Origin of the sequence: Burkholderia sp. BCC1996, from assembly GCF_905339955.1 — a bacterium.
Classification (GTDB): Bacteria; Pseudomonadota; Gammaproteobacteria; order Burkholderiales; family Burkholderiaceae; genus Burkholderia.
In genome coordinates this window covers 63825-78160 of sequence record NZ_CAJPHM010000009.1, presented here as the reverse complement: position 1 = coordinate 78160, position 14336 = coordinate 63825, and the positions used below count along the sequence as shown (strand labels likewise).

The 14336-nt window shown below is 67.9% G+C and carries 10 protein-coding genes; 4 read left to right on the top strand and 6 right to left on the bottom strand.

Features of this window, described 5'->3' with window-relative positions:
* Window positions 1-34: 34 nt before the first annotated feature.
* Window positions 35-634 carry a nitrile hydratase subunit alpha gene (nthA, locus tag U4Z64_RS15265; RefSeq protein WP_124891633.1) on the bottom strand — a complete coding sequence of 200 codons (600 nt, stop codon included), beginning with the start codon at window positions 632-634 and terminating at the stop codon, window positions 35-37.
* Between the two features lie 512 nt (window positions 635-1146).
* Between nthA and U4Z64_RS15260 the strand changes: the two genes are divergently transcribed.
* The 4 genes from U4Z64_RS15260 to U4Z64_RS15245 all read left to right on the top strand — a co-directional run bounded on the left by U4Z64_RS15260 (window position 1147) and on the right by U4Z64_RS15245 (window position 5964).
* The gene (locus U4Z64_RS15260; RefSeq protein ID WP_321820376.1) at window positions 1147-2043 is read left to right on the top strand and encodes a transporter; all 897 of its coding nucleotides are present in this window, start codon (window positions 1147-1149) and stop codon (window positions 2041-2043) included.
* Window positions 2044-2138: 95 nt separating this feature from the next.
* Window positions 2139-3197, top strand: coding sequence for a phenylacetaldoxime dehydratase family protein (locus tag U4Z64_RS15255; RefSeq protein WP_321820375.1), 1059 nt, complete (start codon window positions 2139-2141; stop codon window positions 3195-3197).
* A gap of 55 nt (window positions 3198-3252) precedes the next feature.
* Window positions 3253-4779: an amidase gene (locus U4Z64_RS15250; protein ID WP_321820374.1), complete on the top strand. Its 1527-nt coding sequence runs from the start codon at window positions 3253-3255 to the stop codon at window positions 4777-4779.
* Between the two features lie 144 nt (window positions 4780-4923).
* Window positions 4924-5964 (top strand): helix-turn-helix domain-containing protein, encoded by a 1041-nt coding sequence (locus tag U4Z64_RS15245; protein WP_321820373.1) that lies wholly within the window; start codon window positions 4924-4926, stop codon window positions 5962-5964.
* A gap of 73 nt (window positions 5965-6037) precedes the next feature.
* On the opposite strand, the gene U4Z64_RS15240 is transcribed toward U4Z64_RS15245, so the two are convergent.
* The 5 genes from U4Z64_RS15240 to U4Z64_RS15220 are packed head-to-tail and all read right to left on the bottom strand — an operon-like array spanning window position 6038 to window position 14144.
* Complete coding sequence (locus U4Z64_RS15240; protein ID WP_321820372.1) at window positions 6038-7486, bottom strand: heavy metal sensor histidine kinase; 1449 nt, start codon at window positions 7484-7486, stop codon at window positions 6038-6040.
* Entirely contained in the window at window positions 7483-8178 is a 696-nt protein-coding gene (locus U4Z64_RS15235) for a heavy metal response regulator transcription factor (RefSeq protein WP_044843022.1), read from the bottom strand. The genes U4Z64_RS15240 and U4Z64_RS15235 overlap by 4 nt, the downstream gene beginning before the upstream one ends.
* Before the next feature lie 21 nt (window positions 8179-8199).
* A complete protein-coding gene (locus tag U4Z64_RS15230) occupies window positions 8200-9705 on the bottom strand; it encodes an efflux transporter outer membrane subunit (protein ID WP_321820477.1) in 1506 nt (501 codons plus the stop codon).
* A gap of 5 nt (window positions 9706-9710) precedes the next feature.
* Window positions 9711-10943 (bottom strand): efflux RND transporter periplasmic adaptor subunit, encoded by a 1233-nt coding sequence (locus tag U4Z64_RS15225; RefSeq protein ID WP_321820371.1) that lies wholly within the window; start codon window positions 10941-10943, stop codon window positions 9711-9713.
* 33 nt (window positions 10944-10976) lie between these two features.
* A complete protein-coding gene (locus tag U4Z64_RS15220; RefSeq protein ID WP_321820370.1) occupies window positions 10977-14144 on the bottom strand; it encodes an efflux RND transporter permease subunit in 3168 nt (1055 codons plus the stop codon).
* Window positions 14145-14336: the final 192 nt, after the last annotated feature.

Here is a 14336-nt window from a genome sequence, read left to right as displayed (position 1 = left end):
CGAGATGAAGGTCGAGAGCGAAACGGGGGGGGCGTCAGTGCGCGCGCGGCAGCGCAACGCCGATCAGCACGTCCTTCGTGACGAGCGTGCGCAGTTGTTCCTCGGTCATGTGCTCGCTGCCTGCCGGCCGCACGGGCAGCACGAGATAGCGGCTTTCGGCGGTCGTATCCCAGACCTTCACGACGACGTCGTCGGGCAGGTCGGTGCCGAGCTCCCGCAGCACCGTGCGCCCTTCGCGGACGAGCCGCGCACGATATTCGAAGCCCTTGTACCACTCGGGCGGGAGCCCGAGCACCGGCCAGTTCGTGCATGAGCACAGGCTGCAGACGATCACGTTCTTCAGCGTCGGCGTGTCCTCGAGCGCGACGATGTATTCGCCCTGCGGGCCGGTGTAGCCGAACTGCGCACACGCGGCCGTGCCGTCCTTCAGCAGCAGTTCGCGAAATGCCGGGTCGACCCACGCACGCGCGACGATGCGCGCGCCGTTGGCCGGATCCCACGTCGTGGACATCAGCTCGGTCAGGCCTTCGATATAGCCGTCGGGGATCAGGTTCTTTTCTTTCATCACGCGAAACAGCGCCCAGGCACGTTCGCCGGGCGTCGAGGCTGTTTCCGCGGAAGGGGTCGCGCTCATCGTGGGGCTCCTTATGGTGGTTCGGGTTGACCGCCGCCGTGGCGTTGCGGCTGCCGTGGCGGGGTGCAAAGGCGTGGCGTCGGCCACGCTCGACGAGCAGGGTAAGAAGAGAAAAAGCGCGGTTCTTTGCCGGCACGGATCGGAAACTATGCTGAGACGGCCCCGCCGCGCGGCAGGGGCCGGCGCGCACCGGATGCACGGCGATTCGCGGCATCGACGGGGCGCCCGGCACGCGATACCGGCCGCCTGCGCACGTTTTGCGACCGTCGTATGGCACTGGCAGCACAGGTCCGCCACAGCCAATTTCTTGTTCCGCCGGAAAACAGAAATGCGGATTTTGCCTTTCTATTCTCACCCTCAAGCGACGGCCGTTCGATGTCGCGAATCGCCGGCACTCACCCGAGTACCGGCGGAACAACAGTCAGCCAGCACCCCGCGATTTGATCGTCCGGCAACGGTTCCCGTTCGTCGTACGTCGAGCGTGACGGTGTCTGTGCATCCAGGTGAGGAGCATGATGGACAACGTCAACAGAATGAAACTGAAGCGAATCGCGCGCTGGATCGGCTTGTCGCTGATGGTCGTCGCGTCGCATTACGCGGGCGCGGTCGAGGTCGATCCCGGCGACTACGAGCAGTATCCGGTAGGCGCGACGATCGGCGTGCTGTACTACAACTATTCGGCGACGAACGCGTACTATGCGAACGGCCACCGGACGTCGGATTTCGACCTGCAGTCCAATGTCGGCATCGCCCGTCTGCTGCATGTGTTCCAGCTCACCGACAGGCTCACGATCGATCCGCAGGTGTTGCTGCCGTTCGGTCACGTCAGCAGCTTCGGCAACGCCGGCACGCTTGGCAGTACGAACGGTGTCGGCGACGTGATCCTGACCGCACCGTTGAAATTCCGCCTGAACGACGCGAAGGACGTCGTCGCCGCGACGATCTACGTTTACGCGCCGACCGGGAGTTACGACCAGAACCGCGGTCTCAATCTCGGCGCCAACCGCTGGTCGCTCGATTTCCAGGCGGCCTACATCAAGCACTTTTCGCCGCAGTGGGCGCTCGATCTCGTCGGCGACGCGATCTGGTACGGCAACAACACGTCGTACGGCGCGAGCGGCACGACGCTGCATCAGCGGATGAGCTACAGCGCACAGGCAATGGTGCGTTACATGCCCGATCCGGGCACGTCGCTCGGGATCGGCATCACGCAGCTCTGGGGCGGTGAAACGAGCGTCGGCGGCGCGGACAACAACGACGCGCTTCGCACGACGCGCATGCGGATCACCGCGGCGAAATTCGTGACGAAGGCCGACCAGGTGCAAATCCAGCTCGGCACCGACCTGAGCGTGCGCAACGGCCCGAAGAACAGCCTGCTCGCCGGCCTGCGTTACGCGCACATCTTCTGACAGCCTGAATGCGCCGGGATCCGCCCGGTGCAGGCCGCACCGTGTCCCCAACGTCGATACCTCGACATCCGATTCCCTTTACAGAGAGGTCACGCATGGAATCCGCCATCGACAAACACCTGATCTGCCCGCGGACGCTGTCGCGCCGCGTCGCCGACGATTACCAGCCGCCGTTCCCGATGTACGTCGCCCGGGCCGCCGAAGACCTGAGCCAGGTCGTGATGGGCTATTTCGGCGTGCAGTATCGCGGCGCCGACAAGCGCGCCACGGCACTGGCCGCGTTGCGCCGGATCGCCGCCGATTTCGGGGCGCAGGACGGCCCGAACAACTTCGATCTGACGCAACACACCGACGACCAGGGCTACGAGAACCTGATCGCCGTCGGCTACTGGCGCGATCCGGCCGCGTATGCGCGCTGGATCGCGTCGCCGGCACTCGTCGAATGGTGGGCCTCCGACGCGCGCCTCGCGGACGGGATCGGCTACTTCCGGGAAATCGTCGCGCCGCGCGCCGAGCAGTTCGAGACGCTTTACGCATTCACGAGCGATTTCCCGGGCGTCGGCGCGATCATGGACGGCGTCAGCGGCGAGATCGAGGAGCACGGCTACTGGGGATCGATGCGCGACCGGTTCCCGATCTCGCAGACGGACTGGATGCGCGCGGACGGCGAGTTGCGCATCGTCGAGGGCGATCCGGCCCGCGGCGGCCGCGTGGTCGTACTGGCCCACGACAACATCGCGCTGATTCGCTCCGGTCAGGACTGGCGTGCGGCCGAGAGCGACGAGCGCCGACTGTATCTCGAGGAGATCGAGCCGACGCTGCGCAGCGGAATGGAATTCCTGCGCGACAACGGCACGGACGTCGGCTGCTACAGCAATCGCTACGTGCGCTCGATCGATCTCGACGGCAACGTGCTCGACGAGAGTTACAACATCGGCCACTGGCGCTCGCTCGACCGCCTCGAGCGCTGGGCCGAATCCCATCCGACGCACCTGCGGATCTTCGTCACGTTCTTCCGCGTCGTCACCGGGCTGTCGAAACTGCGGCTGTATCACGAGGTTTCCGTCTTCGACGCCAGGCATCAGGTCTACGAATACGTGAACTGCCATCCGCGCACCGGGCTGATGCGCGACGCCGTCGCCATCGCCCGCTGAATCCCGCCGGCCCCGCCGGGGCCGGCGGTGCCGCTTACCGAACTGGAGAACGTCGATGGCCATCAAACGCCCGACCCGCGAACAACTGTCCGACATTGCAGCCGGTTTCGGCTTTCATGTCGATTCCCGCCAACTCGCCGAATATGACGATGCCCTGCAGGCGAACTTCGACGCGTACGACGCGATCGACGCGCTGCCCGACTATCTGCCCGTCGTCGCGTATCCGCGCACGCCCGGCTACCGCCCGGAAGGCGACGAGAACCGTTACGGCGCGTGGGCGCGCAAGAGCACGATCCACGGCGCCGCCGACGGCAAGCTGCGCGGCAAGACGGTGGCCGTGAAAGACAACATCTGCGTCGCCGGCGTGCCGATGCGCAACGGCGCGAGCACGTTCGAGGGCTACGTGCCCGATATCGATGCGACCGTCGTCACGCGGGTGCTCGACGCTGGCGGCACGATCGCCGGCAAGGCGACCTGCGAGTACTACTGCTTTTCCGGCGGCTCGCACACGAGCGCGTCGGGGCCGGTGCACAATCCGCGCAAGGCCGGGCACTCGTCCGGCGGCTCGTCGTCCGGCAGCGGCGCGCTGGTCGCGAGCGGCGAGGTCGACATGGCGCTCGGCGGCGACCAGGGCGGCTCGGTCAGGATCCCGTCCGCCTATTGCGGCGTCTACGGGATGAAGCCGACGCACGGGCTCGTGCCCTACACCGGCGCGATGCCGATCGAGGCGACCGTCGATCATCTCGGGCCGATGACGAGCACCGTGCTCGACAACGCGCTGCTGCTCGATGTCATCGCGGGCGACGACGGGCTCGATCCGCGCCAGCGGGCGTTGTCGCCGCGCACCGACTATCTCGGTGCGATCCGCGACGGCATCGCAGGCCTGCGGATCGGCATTCTGCGCGAGGCGTTCGGGCTCGCGAATGCGGAGAAAGTGGTCGACGAGGCCGTGCTGGTCGCCGCGCACCGGTTGCGCAAGCTGGGCGCGAGCGTCGAAGAAGTGTCGGTGCCGCTCCATGCGGCCGGCACCGCGATCTGGTTGCCGATTGCGGCCGAGGGGGCGACGCAGCAGATGATGAAGGGCAACAGCCACGGTTTCAACTGGGGCGGCCTGTACGTGACCGGCATGATCGATCATCACGCGGGCTGGCGCGAGCGCGCCGATGAGTTGCCGGATACCGTGAAGGTGACGATGCTGCTCGGCGAATATTTCACGAGCCGGTATCGCGGGCGCTACTACGCGAAGTGCCAGAACCTCGCACGGCGCTTGCGATCGGCTTACGACGCGGCGCTGCAGTCGTACGACGTATTGGTGATGCCGACCGTACCGATGCGTGCGTCGAAACTGCCGGAGCCCGGTTGCGCGATGTCCGAGTCGCTGACGCGGGCGTTCGAGATGCTCGCGAATACCGCGCCGTTCGACGTGTCCGGGCATCCGGCCATGTCGCTGCCGTGCGGGGTAGCCGACGATCTGCCGATCGGGCTGCAACTGGTCGGGCGCCGCTTCGACGAGGCGACGCTCTACCGCTGCGCCTATGCGTATGAACAATCTTCCGACTGGCGTCAGACGACCTTCGCATGACATGCCCGGAGCGGTAGCGCGTCGCCGCCGCGCCGCGTGCCGGTCCGACCGGCAACGCGGCGTACACGGTGATCGATTGGACAATGCGCTTTTGAACGGGCACGCTACCGGCTGCGTGTTTGCTAACCCATGTGGGGCACGACCATGACGATGCGTCCTATCGCGCGCGCCGCAAGCGGCGACGCGCCCGGCCTGGCGTCCGGCAACTCGCCGGATGAACGGACGAATTCGGCCATCGAGGTGGCGACCGAAGGCTCGCTCAGCCAGCGTATCGAATTCTGGCGCGAGACGATTCTGCGCCTGTTCGCGGACGTGCAGATCGCGGCCGTGCAGAAAGCCGATTTCTTCGGCCAGGTGCGGCAGCGCAAATGCGAAAAGATGCGAATCTCCGAAATCCACGCGAGCGAGCAGGCCGTGATCCGGCGTTATCGGCAGGCGCGCAGCGAGTATGAGGACAAGTATTTCGGCGTATTGATGCTCGAGGGCAGCCAATCGGTCGAGCAGGACGGCAAGATCGTCACGCTGCACCCCGGGGATTTCGCGATCTACGACGCGACACGGCCTCACCACCTGCAGTTCGGCCAGTCGTGGCGCGAGATCGTCGTCAGCATTCCCCGCACGACCCTGAACCAGCTCGTCATCGGGATGGAACACCGCACGGCCAGCCCGACGCAAACCGGCGAGGGCGTCGGCAGCGTCATGCGCGCGTTTCTCGAGCAGATGTCGTCGCAGATCGGTCGCGTGACCGAGGACGAGATGCGGCAGTTGTCGGATACCGCGATCTCGCTGATCGCGATGACGCTCGGGGGCATGCAGCGCAACGACCTCGCGCAGTCAAGGATGAAGGCGTTGACGCTGACGCGTGTGAAGCGGCATCTGCTCGAGCACCTGCACGACCCGGAGCTGAACCCGCTGATGATCGAGCGGTCGATCGGGATTTCGTCGCGGTACATCAACAAGCTGTTCGAGGCCGAGAACACGTCGCTGATGCGTTACGTATGGAACCTGCGGCTCGAACGGTGCGCGCAGGATCTCGTGAATCCGCAATGCGCGGTGCTGCGCGTGTCCGACATCGCGTTGCGCTGGGGATTCAACGACATGTCGCATTTCAGTCGCGTGTTTCGCGAGCGGTTCGCGATGTCGCCGCGGGCGTGGCGCGAGCAGGGTAGCAAGCCACGCGCGTGACGCGTCCCGGGCCGCGTCCGTGGCGGGCACGCGCCGATCGGAAGCGGCTCGACATCGACAGGCGCGGCCGCCGTCAATGCAGCGCGCGCGGCGCGTGCGCCGGCCGCAGCGCGTGCGGGTCGCCTGCGTCGGCCGCGCGCAGCGGGCCGCTGCTTCCCGGTTGCGTCGACACCGAGAAGCCGAACGTGTTGACGCCGCCCGCGCACGCGACGAACACGCTGCCGCCGTGCATCTCCGCGACGGCCTTGACGATCGACAGCCCGAGCCCGTGATTCTCCTTGCTGTTCGCGCGCGCTTCCTCGAGCCGGTAGAAGCGCTCGAACACGTGCGCGCACTGCGCCGGGTCGATCGGCTCGCCGGGGTTGGCGACCGACACGTCGACGAGCGTATCGCGCGGCGTGATCGTCACGTTCAGCGTCGCGCCGGGCGCCGAATGCTGGATCGCGTTGATCAGCAGGTTGGTCATCGCGCGGCGGAACAGCGACGGGTCGACGGCCGCGCGCGCATCGCCGTGCAGTTCGGCGCGCAACTGCGCTTCGTCGAGCGGAATCTCGAGGAAGTCGAGCATGCGGCGCACTTCGTCGGCGAGCGACACGTGCTTCAGGTCGGTCGCGCGTTCGCCGCGATCGCTGCGCGACAGGAACAGCATGTCGTTGATGATCACGCGCAACCGTTCGAATTCCTCGAGGTTCGACTGCAGCGTCTGGCGCATCCGGTCGACCGAGCGGTCGCGGCTCGTCAGCGCGACCTGGGTCTGCCCGATCAGGATGCTGATCGGCGTGCGCAGCTCGTGCGCGACGTCCGCATTGAACGCCTCGAGCCGCGCGTAGGTCTGCTGGATGCGTTCGAGCGCGCCGTTGAACGACGCGGCGAGATCGCGCAGCTCGGTCGGCAGCGCGTCGGTGTGCAGCCGCTGGCGGCGGTCGGTGGCGCTGATGGCCGCGGCGTCCTGCGACATCCGTTCGAGCGGCGCGAGCCCGAAGCGCGCGACCGCGCGGCTCAGCAGCAGCGTGATGACGGTGGCGATCGCGATCAGCGCGGCGAGCGTCCACACGAAATGGCGCAGCATGCGCTGCGTGCGCTCGCACGACGACGCGACGATCAGCTTCAGGTCGGGGCGCTCACCGCTGCCTGCGATCGGGACGGTCTTCGTCATCACCTCGTAGCTGCTGTGGTTGAGCGCGTACTGCTGGAACGCGCCGAACGGTTCGCCGACGGGCACGCCGTCGACCGGACGGCCGAAGCGGAAGTCGGCGTCGGGGCTGTCGACCTGGTAGCGCGTCGACCCGTCGGGCGGTTCGAGGTCGGCGAGTTTTTCCTGCATCAGGCGGCCGCGCGCGGCCGTGGTTGCGTGCGACACGATCATCTGCGCAACCTTCGCGCGCGTGTCGATCGTCGCACGCAGTTCGGCGAACAACTGGCGCTCCATCATCACGAACAGCCCGCAGCCGACCAGCGTGAACACGAGCAGCGACACGATGCCGAACATCGCCGACAGACGCAGGGTGATCGAGCGTTTCATGCGTGCCGCTCCGCATCGCCGTCCTCGCGCGCCTCGAGCACGTAGCCCATGCCGCGGATCGTATGCAGCAGTTTCTCCGCGAACGGGCCGTCGAGCTTCGCGCGCAGGCGCTTGATCGCCGTCTCGACGACGTTCGCGTTGCTGTCGAAGTTCACGTCCCACACGAGTTCGGCGATCGTCGTTTTCGACAGCACCTCGCCGCTGCGCCGCGCGAGCACGCCGAGCAGCTGGAATTCCTGCGCGGTCAGGTCGAGGCGCGTGCCGTCGCGGGTCGCGCGCCGGCCGATCAGGTCGACGCGCAGGTCGCCGATCGAGATCAGCGTCGATTCCTGCACGCGCGCGCGGCGCGTCAGCGCGCGCAGCCGCTCGATCAGCTCGAGGAACGAGAAGGGCTTGGTCAGGTAGTCGTCGGCGCCGCCGCGCAAGCCCCGCACGCGATCGTCGACGCGGTCTCGCGCGGTCAGCATGATCACGGGCGTCTGCTTCTGCGCGCGCAACGCGCGCAGCACGCCGAAGCCGTCGAGCTTCGGCAGCATCACGTCGAGCACGACCACGTCGTAGTCGAATTCGACGGCCTTCCACGCGCCGTCCTCGCCGTCCAGCGCGGTGTCGACGACCCAGCCTTCCTCGCTCAGGCCGCTCTTCAGATATTCGACGACTTTCGGTTCATCTTCGACGATCAGGACTTTCATGGGCGGGTCCGCGTAACCGGGTTAGGGGGTGATGCTCGTGGCGGGTTGCGGGCCGGCCGCCGCGACGTCGGTCGGCGCGGCGCCGCCCGTCGCGGCGCCGTCCCAGCCGCCGCCGAGCGCCTTCGCAAGAAACACGACGAGCGCCGCGCGCTGGCCCTGGATCTGCACGGCCTGGCGCTCGCTCGTCAGCAACTGCTGCTGGGCCGTCAGCACGTCGATGAACGGCGTCAGGCCGCCCGCATAGCGGTCCTGCGCGAGCGACACGAGCTTGCGCGCGTCGTCGACGGCCGCCGACGCCTGCTGCGCGGCTTCGGCCAGCACCGACAGGCCCGTCACCGCATTCTGAACCTCCTGGAACGCGGTGAGCACGGTCTGCCGGTAATTGGCCTGCGCGGCGACGTAGCCGGCCTGCGCGAAATCGACGCCGGCCTTCAGCTTGCCGCCTTCGAACAGCGGCTGGCTGACCGACGCGCCGATCGACCACAGCAGCGCCGGCACGGTGAACAGGCCGGAGAAGCGCGTCGCGTCCCAGCCGAGGTCCGGCGACAGCGCGATGCGCGGGAAATACGCGGCGCGCGCGACGCCGATCTGCGCGTTCGCCGCGGCCATCGCGCGCTCGGCCGATGCGACGTCGGGCCGGCGCTGCAGCAGGTCGCTCGGCATCCCGGTCGGCAGCGCGGGCGCGTTGATCGGCGCCACGCGCGGCGGCAGCGAGAACGCGGGGGCCGGCGTGCCGACCAGCGTCGCGATCGCCGTCTCGACCTGAGCGCGCTGCTGGATCAGCAACTGCGCCTGCGTGCGCGTCGCGTCGAGCTGCGCGCGCTGCTGCAGCAGGTCGAGGCCGGACACCGCGCCGAGGTCGTGGCGCGCGCTCACGTAGTCGAGCGCCTTTTGCTGCAGGTCGATCGAACGCCTGACGACGTCGATCTCGGTGTCGAGCTCGCGCAGTGCGAAGTAGCTCGATGCGAGATCGGCGCTCAGCACCAGGCGCGCGTTCGCGAAATCGTCGCGCGCCTGCTCGGAGCTGGCCTGCGCGGATTCGACGCTGCGCCGCACGCGGCCGAACAGGTCGAGTTCGTAGCTGACGCTCGCGGCGACCTGGATGTCGTTCTGCACGGTCGACATGCTCTTCGTCGCGTAGTTGCTCTGCGGCCGGTCGGCGGAGATCTTGAAGCGCTGGCCGCTCGCGTTCAGGCCGACGGCCGGATACTGCGCGGACGCGACCGACGCGAGCGTCGCCTTCGCCTGGTCGTAGCGCGCGGCGACGGCCTTCAGGTTCTGGTTGTTGCGCAGCGCGTCGGTTTCGAGCGCGTCGAGCTGCGCGTCGCCGAACGCGCTCCACCACGCCGGGTCGAGCGGCGCACGGGCCGGCGCGGCCGGGTGCCAGTAAGCGTCGGCCGGGTCGAGCCGCCACGCGGCGGGTGTCTCGACGGCGGGGCGCCGGTAGTCGGGGCCGACCGTACAGCCGGCGAGCGTCGCGACCGCGACGACGGCCACGACTGCGGTGGGGCGCAGGCAGGCGCGCAGCGCGCTCACGACTGCGCTCCCGCGGCCGCGGAGGCCGGCTTCACGACCGGCGGCGCCTGCACGATCACGGTGTCGCCGTTCGCGAGCGCATCGCTCGGGTTCGCGACGAGGCGATCGTTCGGCGTGAGCGGGCCGTCGACTTCGAGCGTCTGCCCGATCGTGCGCGCGACCGTCACCGCCTTCAGGCGCACCTGGCCGTTCGCGTCGACGGTCGCCACCGTCGGCCCTTCGGCGCGGAACAGCAGCGTGTTGGCCGGAATCTGCAGGCGGCCGACCGGCGTCATCGGCAGGGTCGCTTGCACGTACGCGCCGGGCAGCAGCCGTCCGTCCGGATTCGGCAGCGTGATTTCGATCTGCAGCGAGCGCGTCGCGACGTCGATCGCCTGGGACGTGCGCGTGATGGTGCCGTCGAAGGTCTGGCCGGGCAGTTCCGCCTGCGCGACGCTCACGCGCTGGCCGACTTTCACCTGCTGCGCATAAGCCTGCGGAACCTGCACGTACAGGCGCAGCCGGTCGGCCTGCACGACCGTGAACAGCGCGCGGCCCGCGTTGCCGGAATTGACGAGGTCGCCGACGTCGACGTTGCGCTGCGTGACGATCCCATCGATCGGCGCGACGATGCGCTGGAAGCCTTTCAGCTCGGTGAGCCGGCGCATGTTCGCATCGGCCGCCGCGAGGTTCGCGGTGCCCTGGTTGAACGCGCCTTGCCGGTCGTCGAGTTCCTGTTGCGACACCGCATCGCGCTGGCGCAGCTGCTGCGCGCGGTCGAACGACGTCTTCGCGAGCGCGAGCGCGGCCTGCGCCTGCTGGCGCTGCGCGGTGGCCTGCGCGAGTTCCTGGTTCAGCTCGGGCGTGTCGAGTTCGGCGAGCAGCTGCCCCTGCTTCACGTGCGCGCCGATATCGGCCTGCCAGCGCAGCACGTAGCCGCTCGCACGCGCGTAGATCGGCGCTTCGACGAAGCCGCGCAGCGTGCCGGGCAGCGCCAGCTTGCCGCCGGTGGCCGCATCGACCGGATGCACGACGTTCACGTACTGGCGCGTGTTCTGCTCGGCCACCGCGTCGAGGTGATTCCGGTTCAGCACGTTGACGACGATCGTGCGCGCGGCGCCCGCGGCGAGCAGCACGCCGATCACGATCAGGACGACCCGCCCGCGCCGCGACACCGACGTGCGCGTCGGCAGGTGCATGCCGTGTTCGTCCACCTGGATGCCGACGGAGCTGTGATGTTTCTCTTCCATGAATTGACCGGGTCTGGAGGCTAAAGGCGAAAGTCAGTGTCCGGCGTGGCGCGCGCGCCGGCGGGCCAGCCGCGCATGCACGCCGCCGAACACGAGCGGCACGAACAGCAGCGTCGAAACGGTGGCGAACAGCAGGCCGCCGATCACCGCGCGGCCGAGCGGCGCGTTCTGCTCGGCGCCTTCGCCGAGACCGAGCGCCATCGGCACCATCCCGATGATCATCGCGAGCGCCGTCATCAGCACCGGGCGGATCCGCGTCGCGCCGGCCTCCAGCGCGGCCGTGAGCGGCGGCGCGCCGGCCGCGAGGCGCTGGCGCGCGAACGACACGACCAGGATGCTGTTGGCGGTCGCGACGCCCACCGTCATGATCGCGCCCGTCAGCGCGGGCACGCTCAGGTGCGTGCCGGTGATGAACAGCATCCACGCGATGCCGGCGAGCGCGGCCGGCATCGCGCTGATGATGATCAGCGGATCGAGCCACGACTGGAAATTCACGACGATCAGCAGGTAGACGAGCACGATCGCCATCGCGACGCCCGCGCCGAGGCCGAGGTACGACGTGCGCATCGTCTCGACCTGGCCGCGCACCGACAGGTCGGTGCCGCGCGGCAGCGTCGCGCGCGCGTCGGACACGATGCGGTCGATCGCGCCCGCGACCGAGCCGAGGTCGCGGCCCTCGACGCTCACGTACAGGTCGATCGCCGGGCGGATGTTGTAGTGCGTGATCACCGCCGGGTTCGCGACGGGATGGATCTGCACGAGGTTGCCGAGCAATTGCAGCGGCATGCCGGTGCGCCCGCTCGCGGAAATCGGCGTGCCGAGCAGGTCGTCGATCGACGCGATGTTGTATTGCGGGGTCTGGATCTGCAGCGGGTACTGGACGCCCGAGCGCGGATTGATCCAGAACGACGGGGTCGTCTGGGAACTGCCGGACAGCGAGATCAGCATGTTCTGCGCGACGTTCTGCGCGGAGAGGCTGAGCTGCTGCATGCGCGTACGGTCCATGTCGGCCACCAGGGTCGGTTCGTCGTTGCGCTGCAGTACGTGCACGTCGACGGTGCCGGGGATTTGCCTGATCTTCTTCATCAGGCTGCTCGCGATAGCCATGTTACTCGCGAGATCGTTGCCGAGCACCTGCACGTCGATCGCGGCCGGCTGACCGAAGTTGAGGATCTGCGTGATGATGTCCGACGGCTGGAAGAAGAACTCGACGCCCGGGAAGCGCTGCGGCAGCAGCGTGCGCAGCGTCTGCACGTAGTGCGCGGTCGCGCGGTGGCCCGGCTTCAGCGCGATCATCAGTTCGCCGTCGAGCGTGCCGATCGTGCCTGCATTGCTGTACGACAGGTTGATGCCGCTCACCGGCAGCCCGAGGTTGTCGACGATCGCGCCGAGCTCGTCCGCCGGCACGGTTTCGCGGATCACGCGCTCGACCTGGTCGGCAAGGCGCGCGGTCTCCTCGATCCGGTAGCCGGTCGGCGCGCGCATGTGCAGCCGCAGGTTGCCGGAATCGGCGTTCGGGAAGAAGTCGCGGCCGAGCACGAACACGAGGCCGGTCGACAGCACGCAGAAGCCGAGGAAGCACGTCGCGTAGAAGCGGCGGCGCACCAGCAGCATGCTGAGCAGCACGATGTACCACGCGCGCAGCCGCTCGAACGCGGCGTTGAACGCGTGATGGAGGCGCGCGAACCGCGACGTCGCATGATCGGGGCCGCTCGTGGCCTGCTGCGGGCGGAACAGCAGCATCGCCAGCGTCGGCACGAGCGTGCGCGACAGCACGTACGACGCGAGCATCGCGAACACCACGGCTTCGGCGAGCGGCACGAACAGGAAGCGCGCGACGCCCGTCAGGAAGAACATCGGCACGAACACGATGCAGATGCACAGCGTCGACACGAACGCGGGCACCGCGATCTCGCCCGCGCCTTCGAGGATCGCGTCGTGCAGATTCGTACCGAGATGCAGGTGCCGCTCGATGTTCTCGATCGTGACGGTCGCGTCGTCGACCAGGATCCCGACCGCGAGCGCGAGCCCGCCGAGCGTCATGATGTTGATCGTCTCGCCGAGCGCGGAGAGTGCGATCAGCGACGTGAAGATCGACAGCGGAATCGAGATCGCGATGATCAGCGTGCTGCGCCAGTTGCCGAGGAACAGCAGGATCATCATCGCGGTCAGCACGGCGGCGATCAGCGCCTCGTGGATCACGCCCTGCACGGCGGCGTTGACGAACACCGACTGGTCGAACAGCGGCGTGATCGTGAGTCCTTCGGGCAGCGTCGGGATCACCTTCGGCAGCAGTGCCTTCAGGTCCGACACGACCTTCAGCGTCGACGCGTCGCCGGTCTTCAGGATCGACATCAGCACGCCGCGCTGGCTGTTCTGCCGCACGACGTTGGTTTGCGGCGCGAAGCCGTCGCGCACCGACGCGACCTCGCGCAGGTAAGTCGTCGCGCCGTTGACGGTCTGGACCGGCAGGCCGTTGATGTCCGCGACCGTGTCGGCCGATGCGTTCGTGTCGATCCGGTATTCGGTCTGACCCATCTTCGCGGTGCCGGTCGGCAGCACGAGGTTCTGCGTGTTGACCGCGTTGACGATGTCGGCGGGCGTGAGGCCCTTCGCGAGCAGCGCCTGCGGATCGAGGTCGATCGCGACCACGCGCGTGCGGCCGCCGTACGGAAACGGGATCTGCGCGCCCGGGATCGTGATCAGTTGCGGCCGCAGGAAGTTGAGCGCGATGTCGGCGAGCGACTGTTCGCTGAGCGTCTTGCTCGACAGCCCGAGCTGGATCACCGGGATGCTCGACGCCGAATAGGTGATCACGAGCGGCGGCGTCGCGCCCTGCGGCATCTGCCGCACGATCGCCTGCGCGGACGAGACCGTCTGCGCGATCGCGGTCTGCACGTTCGCGCCGGGCTGCAGGAACACCTTCACGACCGCGATGCCCGGCAGCGACGTCGACTCGATGTGCTGGATGTTGTTGACGGTCGTCGTCAGGATCCGTTCATGGACGGCCGTGATGCGGTTGGTCATCTCCTTCGCGGAGAAGCCGGTGTAATTCCAGATCACGCTGATGACGGGAATGTTGACCGCCGGCAGGACGTCGACAGGCGTGCGCATCAGCGCAAGCGGGGTGGCCAGCACGATCATGATGGCCATCACGATGAACGTGTAGGGGCGCCTGAGCGCGAGATTGACGATCCACATGGAGGCGGCGGGACAGGCGGTGATCAGGCGGCGGTGAGGGGAACCCGAATGATAGGCGTCGGGGCTGAACGAGTCACTGACACGAAACTGGCGGATTTGTCAGGTTCGGCGCGCGGCGACCGAGGCGACTTCAGGTCGATTGATCGGATGAAACGCGCACGGACGCCGATGCCCGAAAAAGGCCGCCGCACC

Excerpts from the sequence above, each read along its gene's own strand:
- U4Z64_RS15260 (WP_321820376.1), top strand. The coding sequence starts at position 1,147 with ATGATGGACAACGTCAACAGAATGAAACTGAAGCGAATCGCGCGCTGG.
- U4Z64_RS15240 (WP_321820372.1), bottom strand. The coding sequence starts at position 7,486 with ATGAAACGCTCGATCACCCTGCGTCTGTCGGCGATGTTCGGCATCGTG.
- nthA (WP_124891633.1), bottom strand. The coding sequence starts at position 634 with ATGAGCGCGACCCCTTCCGCGGAAACAGCCTCGACGCCCGGCGAACGT.
- U4Z64_RS15235 (WP_044843022.1), bottom strand. The coding sequence starts at position 8,178 with ATGAAAGTCCTGATCGTCGAAGATGAACCGAAAGTCGTCGAATATCTG.
- U4Z64_RS15220 (WP_321820370.1), bottom strand. The coding sequence starts at position 14,144 with ATGTGGATCGTCAATCTCGCGCTCAGGCGCCCCTACACGTTCATCGTG.
- U4Z64_RS15250 (WP_321820374.1), top strand. The coding sequence starts at position 3,253 with ATGGCCATCAAACGCCCGACCCGCGAACAACTGTCCGACATTGCAGCC.
- U4Z64_RS15255 (WP_321820375.1), top strand. The coding sequence starts at position 2,139 with ATGGAATCCGCCATCGACAAACACCTGATCTGCCCGCGGACGCTGTCG.
- U4Z64_RS15225 (WP_321820371.1), bottom strand. The coding sequence starts at position 10,943 with ATGGAAGAGAAACATCACAGCTCCGTCGGCATCCAGGTGGACGAACAC.
- U4Z64_RS15245 (WP_321820373.1), top strand. The coding sequence starts at position 4,924 with ATGACGATGCGTCCTATCGCGCGCGCCGCAAGCGGCGACGCGCCCGGC.